4 protein-coding genes and 1 tRNA gene are annotated in these 2739 nt (G+C 55.3%); 3 read left to right on the forward strand and 2 right to left on the reverse strand.

Annotated elements, in window-relative coordinates; genetic code table 11:
• The 3 genes from CAGGBEG34_RS08930 to CAGGBEG34_RS08940 all read left to right on the forward strand — a co-directional run.
• On the forward strand, positions 1-200 hold a 200-nt coding region (locus CAGGBEG34_RS08930), incomplete at its 5' end, for a hypothetical protein (protein ID WP_042688484.1).
• Positions 197-781, forward strand: coding sequence for a D-glycero-beta-D-manno-heptose 1,7-bisphosphate 7-phosphatase (gene gmhB / locus CAGGBEG34_RS08935; protein ID WP_006683320.1), 585 nt, complete (start codon positions 197-199; stop codon positions 779-781). The genes CAGGBEG34_RS08930 and gmhB, both read left to right, overlap by 4 nt.
• Positions 765-1517: a lysophospholipid acyltransferase family protein gene (locus tag CAGGBEG34_RS08940; protein WP_042688485.1), complete on the forward strand. Its 753-nt coding sequence runs from the start codon at positions 765-767 to the stop codon at positions 1515-1517. The genes gmhB and CAGGBEG34_RS08940 overlap by 17 nt, the downstream gene beginning before the upstream one ends.
• Positions 1518-1547: 30 nt before the next feature.
• Here CAGGBEG34_RS08940 and CAGGBEG34_RS08945 read toward each other — a convergent pair.
• Together CAGGBEG34_RS08945 and lptG are read right to left on the reverse strand one after the other, a co-directional pair.
• A tRNA-Ser gene (locus CAGGBEG34_RS08945) sits at positions 1548-1638 on the reverse strand.
• A gap of 63 nt (positions 1639-1701) precedes the next feature.
• On the reverse strand, positions 1702-2739 hold a 1038-nt coding region (gene lptG / locus CAGGBEG34_RS08950; protein WP_042688486.1), incomplete at its 5' end, for an LPS export ABC transporter permease LptG.

The raw sequence follows: 2739 nt of genomic DNA on the forward strand, positions 1-2739 counted from the left end.
CGCACTTCGCAGCGCGCGAGTACATCGCCGCGCTCACGCTGCTCGCGACGCTGCGCGCACCGGTCGATGCGTTTTTTGAACAGGTGATGGTCAATACAGAAAATGCCGCGATTCGCGCCAACCGGATCGCGCTGCTGAAAGCATTGTATGCGCAGATGAATGGCATCGCCGATGTGTCCAAACTCGCGAGCGCAGGATGAGCGCGCCTCACAAACTGGTCATTCTGGATCGGGACGGAGTGATCAATCACGATTCCGAGTCTTATATTCGCTCTGCGGATGAATGGCAGCCAATCAACGGCAGCCTAAACGCCATTGCGCAATTGAATCAGGCCGGCTATCGAGTGGTGGTTGCGACCAACCAGTCCGGCGTAGGGCGCGGCCTGTTCAGCATGTCAACGTTGAATCAAATTCACACCAAAATGCACTGCGAGGCGGAAGCGGTCGGCGCGCATATCGACGCGATATTTTGTTGCACCCATGCGCCGAAAGACGTCTGCGGCTGCCGTAAACCGAAGCCTGGACTGCTTGAGATGATTGTCAAACGCTTCGGCATTGATCCCGCTATCACGCCCGTGGTCGGCGACGCACGGCGCGACCTTGAAGCGGGCGCAGCGCTGCATTTTCCGGTTCACCTGGTATTGACCGGCAAAGGCCGCGCAGCGCTCGATGCGTATCAGAATGCGGACGCATTGCCTGGCCATGCGCAGGTGCACGGAAATCTGGCCGCCTTTGTCTCAGATTTTCTATTCCAACCCTCTATCGATGAAACGTACGCCTAAACGTTTACCCCTAGCGCTTCAGATTCGCGCGCTGATTTTCTTGCTCTACCTCATCTTTTTCACTATCCCATACGGGGTTTTCTGTCTGCTGATTTTTCCATGTCTGAATACGGAGCGCCGCTACGCATGCGCTGCCGCCTGGTGCCACGCAACACTGTGGATACTGCGCACTGTGTGCGGCATTACGCATCAGGTGAAAGGCTGGGAATATCTGCCCAACGGTCCAGCGGTGCTGCTCTCGAAACATCAGTCGGCATGGGAAATATTAGGCCTGATTACGCTGATGCCACGGCGTTTGTGCTTTGTCTTCAAGCGCGAATTGTTGCGGGTGCCTTTTTTCGGCTGGGTGCTTGGGTTATTGAGGATGATCCGGATCGACCGCTGCAAAGGGCATGATGCCTTTACGTCCATTCTCCGGCAAGGCCGCGCGCGCCTTCAGGAAGGCGCATGGATTGTGATGTTTCCGGAAGGCACGCGCACCCGCGTTGGCGCTCAAGGCCCGTATAAAACGGGCGGCGCGCGCTTTGCTGTGCAGGCGGGCGTTCCGGTCATTCCCATTGCGCATAATGCGGGATATGTCTGGCCGCGCAATTCTTTTACGAAATACCCTGGAACCGTGACCGTCTCTATCGGCCCTGCGATTCCAACCGCAAGCCTTTCGCCTCAACAGGTCAATGCGCGCGTAGAAGAGTGGATAGAGATGGAAATGCGGCGGATTGACGCGGGGGCTGACTGAGATGGGCTGTTCAGTTGAGAAGGAAATCGGCGGAGACGGAGGGATTCGAACCCTCGATGCGGGCTTTAACCCACATGCTCCCTTAGCAGGGGAGTGCCTTCGACCTCTCGGCCACATCTCCTCATTTTCTTGGCGCCAAAGCCGATGCAAACGGAACGCATCGTATCGAGTTTACAGGCCCGGGTCAATGTATCCAACGCAATAGACCAAAGCCAAGCGCCAGATAAAACAGACTGGGCATCGCCGCGGTCAAAGGCGCGGGCCATATGCTGAGTGCACCGATATGCGCAAACAAAGTATTCAATAATAGAAAGCTGATGCCGAGCATCAGCCCGCCCAGCGCTTTGACGCCAACGCCCCCGCCGCGCGTATGCAAATAGGCGAATGGCAACGCTAAAGCGAGCATGACCCAAACTGAACAGGGGTAAAAAATCTTTTGCCATAGTGCAATCTGATAGCGTTGTGCGTCCTGGCGGTTTTGCTTTAAATGATGAATATATTCAAATAAATTCAAGACGGACATCTGGTCCGGCGCGACCATGAGCGCGGCCAGAATTTTCGGCGTCAATTGCGAACGCATCCGGTATTCAGGCATCGCCATTCTCTGAGCCGAGTACAGTGGCGTAAGCAGGCGCTGTTCCGTCCAGGTTCTGCGTCTTGTCAATTCCGTTGTGCGCACATCCGTCAAACGCCAGTGATTGGGCGCGATAAATTGGCCCTGCTTTGCAAAACGGATATGGATCAATTGAAGTTGAGCATCGAACTCATACGTGCGCATATTGTGAATGCTCATATCAGGCATGAGTTCGCCGATATGGATAAAACGCTTCACCGGGCGGCCGGCACCATCATTGTCAAGCGTATCCTTCACCCATACTCCGGATTGAAGCCTGGATGATATCGAGACATTCAATGCTTTAAATCCCATCCGTTCGGATATTCGGGTTGCATAGGGCATCGCCGCTTCACCGGTTAAACCGGCGATCGCTGCCAATGGCAGCCCGATTTTGGCCAATGTCCAGTATGCGCGCCGCGCGGACAGACCGGACGCTCGCCAAATGACGTACTCGGCATGCGCGGCCATCGTTGCAAATACATAAATCGCGCCCATCAACGCTGCGATGGGCATCATCTCATAAACGCGCATTGGCGCCAGCAGCGCCATCCGCGCGGCTGCATAGACCCATCTGTAATGACTTTGTCCGATCCGGTTCAGTTCATT

This window comes from Candidatus Glomeribacter gigasporarum BEG34, from assembly GCF_000227585.1.
Classification (GTDB): Bacteria; Pseudomonadota; Gammaproteobacteria; order Burkholderiales; family Burkholderiaceae; genus Glomeribacter; species Glomeribacter gigasporarum_B.